The 7,491-nt window shown below is 64.9% G+C and carries 8 protein-coding genes; 5 read left to right on the top strand and 3 right to left on the bottom strand.

The genetic code is table 11. The features are described 5' to 3' along the window. Positions 1-117: 117 nt before the first annotated feature. The 4 genes from BV95_RS21915 to BV95_RS21900 all read left to right on the top strand — a co-directional run bounded on the left by BV95_RS21915 (position 118) and on the right by BV95_RS21900 (position 4,112). Entirely contained in the window at positions 118-1,119 is a 1,002-nt protein-coding gene (locus BV95_RS21915) for an NAD-dependent epimerase/dehydratase family protein (RefSeq protein WP_037457328.1), read from the top strand. A gap of 298 nt (positions 1,120-1,417) precedes the next feature. Continuing rightward, a complete protein-coding gene (locus BV95_RS21910) occupies positions 1,418-2,425 on the top strand; it encodes a KpsF/GutQ family sugar-phosphate isomerase (protein ID WP_037457326.1) in 1,008 nt (335 codons plus the stop codon). Positions 2,426-2,678: 253 nt separating this feature from the next. Then, positions 2,679-3,485: a 3-deoxy-manno-octulosonate cytidylyltransferase gene (gene kdsB, locus BV95_RS21905; RefSeq protein ID WP_037457324.1), complete on the top strand. Its 807-nt coding sequence runs from the start codon at positions 2,679-2,681 to the stop codon at positions 3,483-3,485. 36 nt (positions 3,486-3,521) lie between these two features. Beyond that, positions 3,522-4,112: a histidine phosphatase family protein gene (locus BV95_RS21900; RefSeq protein ID WP_037457322.1), complete on the top strand. Its 591-nt coding sequence runs from the start codon at positions 3,522-3,524 to the stop codon at positions 4,110-4,112. A 1-nt stretch (position 4,113) separates the two neighbouring features. Here the strand turns inward: BV95_RS21900 and BV95_RS21895 are convergent, their stop codons facing one another. Genes BV95_RS21895 through BV95_RS21885 form a run of 3 tightly spaced genes read right to left on the bottom strand, consistent with a single transcriptional unit; the run spans position 4,114 to position 5,938 of the window. Then, positions 4,114-4,665, bottom strand: coding sequence for an LptA/OstA family protein (locus tag BV95_RS21895; RefSeq protein ID WP_037457320.1), 552 nt, complete (start codon positions 4,663-4,665; stop codon positions 4,114-4,116). Beyond that, complete coding sequence (gene lptC / locus BV95_RS21890) at positions 4,665-5,312, bottom strand: LPS export ABC transporter periplasmic protein LptC (protein ID WP_013848446.1); 648 nt, start codon at positions 5,310-5,312, stop codon at positions 4,665-4,667. The genes BV95_RS21895 and lptC overlap by 1 nt, the downstream gene beginning before the upstream one ends. Positions 5,313-5,320: 8 nt before the next feature. Beyond that, positions 5,321-5,938, bottom strand: coding sequence for a ribonuclease D (locus BV95_RS21885; RefSeq protein ID WP_013848447.1), 618 nt, complete (start codon positions 5,936-5,938; stop codon positions 5,321-5,323). A gap of 243 nt (positions 5,939-6,181) precedes the next feature. Here BV95_RS21885 and BV95_RS24845 point away from each other — a divergent pair, with 243 nt between their 5' ends. After that, the gene (locus tag BV95_RS24845; RefSeq protein ID WP_051749940.1) at positions 6,182-7,009 is read left to right on the top strand and encodes a cold-shock protein; all 828 of its coding nucleotides are present in this window, start codon (positions 6,182-6,184) and stop codon (positions 7,007-7,009) included. Positions 7,010-7,491 lie beyond the last annotated feature (482 nt).

Genomic DNA, 7,491 nt, shown 5'->3' with positions numbered 1-7,491 from the left:
CACCACGCCCCAGCAATTTCACCCCTCAAACCCACCCTTATGGGTAAACCCCCTTTACATCCCTCCCCGGAAAGTCTGTGAAGAACGGAGCGCGCAGCCAAGGACAGGAAACCGCCCATGACAATCCTCGTGACCGGCGCGGCCGGCTTCATCGGCATGGCCGTCGCGGACCGCCTCCTGTCGCAGGGCCGGGCGGTGTTCGGCATCGACAATATGAACGACTATTACCCTGTCTCGCTCAAGCGCGACCGGATCGCCGCCCTGCACGAACGCCATGGCGGCCTCTTCACCTTCGCCGAACTCGACTTCGCGGACATGGACGCGCTGCAAACGGCGCTGCACGACCATCCCATCGATGCCATCGTCCATCTCGGCGCCCAGGCGGGCGTGCGCTATTCGTTGATCAATCCCCACGCCTATGTCCGCTCCAACCTCGCGGGCCATGTCAACATGCTGGAAGTGGCGCGGGAAAGGCGGGTACGGCACCTCGTCTACGCCTCCTCCTCCTCGGTCTATGGCGGCAACGACACGCTGCCCTTCCGCGTGGAGGACCGCGCCGACCACCCCGTCTCGCTCTACGCCGCCACGAAACGCGCCGACGAACTGATGAGCGAAACCTACGCCCATCTGTTCCGCATCCCCATGACCGGCCTGCGCTTCTTCACCGTCTATGGTCCATGGGGCCGCCCCGACATGGCGATGTGGATCTTCACCTCGAAAATCCTGGCGGGCCAGCCCATCCCCGTCTTCAACCATGGCCGGATGCAGCGCGACTTCACTTATATCGACGATATCGTCAGCGGCGTGATCGGCTGCCTGGACCATGCGCCGGAGGATGACGGCGCGGCCAAGGCGGGGGGCAGCCGCTCGCCCCACCGGCTCTACAATATCGGCAACAACCGGCCGGAGGAGCTGATGCACCTCATCTCCGTTCTGGAGGATGCCTGCGGGCGCAAGGCGGAGATTGACTTTCAGCCGATGCAACCGGGGGATGTCCCCGCGACCTTCGCCGACATCAGCGCCATCGCCCAGGACATCGGCTTCGCGCCGACCACCGGCATCGAAACGGGCGTGCCGCGCTTCGTCGACTGGTACCGCGCCTATCACGCCCAGGGATGAAGGGCCGCCCATAACCGCCTCAACCATGAAAGGTTCCGCCGTCGGACGGCCTTATTGATCAACTGATCGCTTTTTGGTCCATTGTGGCGTTAATGCCGCTTAAATCATCATTCGCACTTGCGAAATGGATTGCTAAAAACAATGGAAGACGCCATCCACGACAACCGGGTGCCGATTGGTTCCAATCGGTCGGGTCGCGGAACGAGGTAAGGGCGGAACACCGTGGGGCGGTGGTTCGTCGCCGCTATGGTCAGCCGGGAAGAAATCCGGCGGCGATGGCGGAAAAAAGGGCTTACGCGTGTCGACAGTAACGAAGATCGTGCCATTCGGCTCAGGCGGACGCATCGCGGAAACCGCGCGCCGCACATTGTCCATCGCGGCGGAGGGGCTGAACGCCCTCGAAGCGAAATTCGCGGACCGGGAATTTGCGGCCAATTTCCTGCGTATGGTCGGCGTTATCATGAACGTCCGGGGCCGCCTGATCGTCACCGGCATGGGCAAGAGCGGCATCGTCGCGCGCAAGATGACGGCGACGCTCACCTCCACCGGCACGCCCGCCATCTTCCTGCATCCCGCCGACGCCGGTCATGGCGATCTGGGCATGGTGACGCCGGACGATGTGGTACTGATGCTGTCCCATTCGGGCGAATCCAACGAACTTGGCCCCATCATCCAATATTGCAAGCGGTTCGGCATCCCGTTGCTCGCCATGACCGCGCAGCCGCACAGCACGGTCGCGGCGGCATCGGACATCTGCATTCTGATGCCGAACGTGAAGGAGGCATGCCCCAACGCGCTGGCGCCGACCACCTCCACCACGATCCAGATGGCGTTCGGCGACGCGCTCGCCATTTCGCTGATGGAGATGCGGGGCTTTTCGGCGGACGATTTCCACAAATTCCACCCCAATGGCCGGCTCGGCGCGCAACTGGTCAAGGTGCGCGAGCTGATGGCTTCCGGCAGCGACGTGCCCCGCGTGGAGGAAGACGCCTCGCTGCTGGACGCCACCATCGAAATGACCCGCGCGCGCCTGGGCGGCACGGCGGTCGTCAATGGGGAGGGGGCCTTGATCGGCGCCTTCACCGACGGCGACCTGCGCCGCACCGTCACCGGCACCCGCCACATGAACGAACCGGTCGGCCGCTACATGACGGTAGAGCCGCTGTCCGTCGGGCCGGAGGAACTCGCCTCCGAAGCGCTGCGCCTGATGCACGACCATAATATCACGCTGCTCTTCGTCTGCGAAAAGGACCGTCTGGTCGGCGCCCTCCACATGCACGATCTCCTCCACGCAGGCGTCGCTTGAGCAGCGTGAACGAATTCAGGCTCCAGACCGACCGATTTGAGGTGGTTTCCCGCCCTCACCCTATTCGTCACCCTGAACTTGTTTCAGGGTCCATTTCTCCGGATTGAGCCTTGGTTCGTGGGGAAAAATGGATGCTGAAACAAGTTCAGCATGACCTATGAGGTTGGCAGCTCATGTCTCCTTCCGGCCCCCAAAGACAACCGTGCTCCTGCGAAGGCAGGAGCCCAGTCCCGCCGCCTGAGCTGGTCCTGAAATGACCCAAAGCCTCATCGTCATCCCGGCCCGTGCCGGTTCCTCCCGCCTGCCGCGCAAGCCCCTCCGCCTGATCGCGGGCCGCACGCTGCTGCACCGGACGATCGCCATGGCCCGCGCCGCCACCGCGAACCTCCCGAACGCGCACCTGCTCGTCGCCACCGATGACGAGGAAATCGCCGCCCATGCCCGCGCCGCGGGCTGCGAAGCCGCCATGACGGACAGCGCCATCGCCACCGGCTCCGGCCGCGCCCTGGCCGCCGCCCGCCAGTGCGCCAGCCCGCCCCGCTTCATCGTCAACCTTCAGGGCGACAGCCCCTTCCAGCCCGAAGCCACGCTCAGCGCCGTCATCGCCGCGCTGGAGGCGGGCGCGCAGGTCGCCACCCCCGTCATAGCCCTGGACTGGCCCGCGCTGGACGCCCTGCGCGACCACAAGACCCGCTCTCCCTTCAGCGGCACCACCTGCGCCCGCGCCCCGGACGGCCGCGCCCTCTGGTTCTCGAAGAACATCATCCCCGCCATCCGCAATGAGGAAGCCCTGCGCCAAAGCCAGCCGCTCTCCCCCGTCTGGCGCCATGTCGGCCTCTACGGCTACACGTTCGAAGCCCTGACTCGCTTCGAAGCCACGCCCCCCACTGCTCTCGAAACCCTCGAAGGGCTCGAACAGCTCCGCCTGCTCGAACTCGGCATTCCGATCACCACCGTCCCGGTCCCGCCGCCCATCTTCGACAGTTCCGGCATCGACACCAAAGCCGACATAGCCCGCGTCGAAGCCCTCATCGCCACCCACGGCGACCCCACGCCCTAAGCGTCCGTTTGTTTCGAGCGAAGTCGAGAAACCGCCATGCGCCGCATCTTCATCATCCGCCACGGCAACACCTTCGAAAGCAGCGCCGACGCCCGCCGCATCGGCGCCGCCACGGACATCCCGCTGGTGGCAAGCGGCCACGCCCAGGCTGAGCGCCTCGCCGCATGGTTCGCCGCACAGGACTTCCCCATCCGCCGCCTGCACAGCAGCCCACTCCTCCGCGCCCGGCAAACCGCCGCCGCCATCGCCGCCGCCACCGGCCATCCGCTCGACGGCCCGCTCCCCTGGCTCAATGAGATCGACCACGGCCCCGACGAAAACCAACCCGAAGCGCAAGTCCTCGCCCGCCTCGGCCAGCAGGCCCTAACCGCCTGGGACGAACAAGCCATCCCCCCCCAGGACTGGAAGGTCGACGCGGAATCCCGCCTCACCGCCTGGAAAAACTGGTTCGCTCAGAAAGGGGAGGGCGCCGACCTCCTCGTCACCAGCAACGGCGCCGCCCGCTTCGCGCTCCTCGCGCTGGGCCTGCCGCTCCAAAACCTCAAGCTCCGCACCGGAGCCTTCGGCGAACTCGCCATAGACGAAACGGGCGCAACCCAACTGATCCGCTGGGACGAACGCCCCTAAATCACTCTTTCCGCTGCGGCACCGAAAAAGTCCCGGACACGCGCCCGCCAGCCCCGCTGGAAACGCCCGGACCACCGCCCCCGGCAGCCCGCCCATCCACGGTGGACCGCCCACTGGTCAGATCGATCACCAGCCGCCCCCCGGTCAGCCTGTTGCTCCCCTGGGTCAGCGAAACATTCCCCAACATGGTGATCAACCGGCTATTCAGATCATAGATAGCGACATTGCCCTTCGCCGTCTGATCCGCCTTGGTCACGACGACATTGCCGGACGCGTCGATCCGGTCGATCTCCACCCCGTTGGTCCCGGTCCCGCCGCCCGGCTGGTTCCGGTAAGCCACCGTCATCCGCGCCGCATTCAGCGTCATGCCCGCCTGCGTCACCTCGACATGGCCGGACACGATCACGCGATCCGCGCGGTCCTGCACCTCGATCCGGTCGGCGGTGAAGTTCACCGGCGCATTGCTGTCATGATTTTTCAGCACCTGCGCCCCGGCCCCGGCATAGACCAGCCCGGCCGCGCCCAGGGACAGCAGAATAAGGGTCTTTTTCATCACCTTCGCCCTTTGAGGCCATTTTGTTCGATACGCAAGGTCGCTCGCCCGTTCAGAGTCACCGTCCGCTCCACCAGATCGGCCTCCAGACGGTCGCCGCTGAACGTCCCGATGGGTATCCGCCCATCGACCCGCCCCGCGCTTTGCATCCGCCGGGATTTCAGGTCCACGCCCACGTCCCGCGTCGTCATCCGGTATCCGCCCTCCGATTGGAACTGCACCGGCCCGTCAATCGCGACCCGCTCCGTATCCATGTCGTACCGGCCCTTCTGCGCCCGCAGCAAAGCCTGCCCGTCGGACAGCAATATCCGTGCCGACATGTCGTTCAGGTCGACGATCGGCTCGCGCGAACTCTTCTGCACCGCCGATCCGGCGCGCAGGGAAAAGGGCTGCCCCTTGCTGTCCTCCCCGCGATACAGCGCCTCGGTCACGCGCATCCGTTCCTTCGCCACCTCGACCTTGTTCTTGTCGAGCACGAAGCTCACCTTGTCCCCCCCGGTGAAGGGCGCCGTCGCCAGCAAGGCCGCCAGCACGCCCACCGACACCGGCAGCCAGTTCTTCAGCAGCCCGACCAGCCGGTCATGCCGCCCCCCCGGCCGCGCCCAGTGGCGGCGCACATCGCGTTGCTGATCGGCCTGTAACGACATTCAAGCCCTCACATATGCGCGAAGATGTCGATCTCCGGCCATCCCGCCAGGTCCAGTTCGGCCCGGTGCGGCAGGAAATCGAAACAGGCCTGCGCCAGTTCCATCCGCCCCTCGCGCACCAGCCGCTTGTCCAATTCGGCCTTCAACGCATGCAGGTAACGCACGTCCGACGCCGCATATTCCTTCTGCGGGTCCGACAGCACCGGCCCGCCCCAGTCGCTCGACTGCTGCACCTTGGACAATTCCTGCCCCAGCAATTCGCGCACCAGTTCCTTCAGCCCATGCCGGTCGGTATAGGTCCGCACCAGCCGCGAAGCGATCTTGGTGCAATAGACCGGCGCTGCGACGATGCCCATATAATGGCGGATCGCCGCAATATCGAACCGCCCGAAATGATAGAGCTTCAACCGCGCCGGATCGGCCAGCACGGCGCGCAGGTTGGGCGCGGCATAATCGCTGCCGGGGTTGAAACGCACCAGATGCTCGTCCCCCTGTCCGTCGCTGATCTGCACGACGCACAGGCGGTCGCGGGGCGTGATCAGCCCCATGGTTTCGGTGTCGACGGCGATCGGGCCGGGGGCAAGGACGCCCTGCGGCAGATCCTCTTCATGGAAATGGACGGTCATGATTCCCCTCTATGGCCAAAGCCGCCAGTTCGCAATCGCCTTGGGACGGTAGAACGAAAGGCGACCAATCGCCCCGAAAGCCGCTATTTCGCGGCCTTTGCCCGCCTCAAAAATCATTCGCGCTCCCCCGAAAAGCTGATATAGTGATTCCCAAACCGCGACTTGGCGGTGGATTCTGCATGTCATTCGCCCGACATGCTTGTCTGGTTTAGTCTGGGGCGAAGCGAAAGTGACCAACAGGGCATGAGTTTTGATAGAGGTCGCCGCGGCGGGCGCGGCAAGGATAAGCGCGACGGTTTCGGCGACGAGGGTTTCTATGAAGGCGGGCGCGGCGGCTTCGGCGGCGGCGATCGTTTCGGCGGTGGCGGTTTCGGCGGCGGTGATCGCTTCGGCGGCGGCGGTGGTGGCTTCGGCGGCGACCGCGGCGACCGCGGCGGCTTCGGCGGCGGCGGTGGTGGCGGCTTCCGCAGCGGCGGTGGCGGCGGCTTCGGTGGCGGCGGCGGCGGTTTCGGCGGCGGCCGTGGCGGCGGCATGCCCGCGCAGGTCGTCGGCGAAGGCACTGGCGTGGTCAAATTCTTCAACGGTCAGAAGGGCTTCGGCTTCATCGTCCGTGACGATGGCGGCGAAGACGTGTTCGTGCACATCAGCGCTGTCGAACAGGCTGGCCTGACCGGCCTGGCCGAAGGTCAGCAGCTCGGCTTCACCCTGGTGGATCGCGGCGGCAAGGTGTCGGCGACCGATCTCAAGATCGAGGGCGAACCGCTCCCGGTCACGGATCGTCCCCGCGAACCGCGCGAACCCCGCGCAGGCGGCTTCGGCGGCGCGGATCGCGGCCCGCAGCGCCAGCTCACCGGCGAACGCGCCAGCGGCACGGTGAAGTTCTTCAACGCCATGAAGGGCTTCGGCTTCATCCAGCGCGACGACGGCCAGCCCGACGCATTCGTGCACATCAGCGCCGTAGAACGCGCCGGCATGAGCGCCCTCAACGAAGGCGACCGCCTCGATTTCGAACTGGAAGTCGACCGCCGCGGCAAATATGCAGCCGTCAACCTTCAGACGAAGGCCGACTAAAGAACAGCCTGCCTGCATTCGGGAGAGGATCAGAAGGGGTCGCCTGCCCGGCGGCCCCTTTTGTTATGCCTTAAACTGCGGTGCATGGCGTTGGCAACAGAATGGCGACCTATTCTGTCATCAACAATTATTGATGAGAGTTCGCTATCATCAACCAAGATTGATGACAGAATACGGCGCCATTCTGTTGCCAAGGGCTTTTGGTGCTATTAGAATGGCGTCAATCCCGTTGATGACAGGCCAGCCCTAGAAATGAGTACCAACCCCTACGACCTTTCGGAGGCCGTTTATTACCATATGGGAGCATTCCCGCCCCGCATTCTCGATTATGAGGTGTTGATTGCCACTGAGAGTTGACCCGGGAAGGGCCGATATTTCCACTGAGAAGTGACCCATGTTGAACTCACCCCTGGCTTTGGCGAGCGAGGGGTCATGGAGTGTTGGACATGGCGTTATTGAGCGTAATCCGGCGCTGGCATTAC

The organism is Sphingobium chlorophenolicum (genome assembly GCF_000722875.1).
In the GTDB taxonomy this organism is placed as follows: domain Bacteria; phylum Pseudomonadota; class Alphaproteobacteria; order Sphingomonadales; family Sphingomonadaceae; genus Sphingobium; species Sphingobium chlorophenolicum.
Note: the sequence above shows the minus strand (reverse complement) of the source record. Positions and strands in the feature narration are given on the sequence as shown.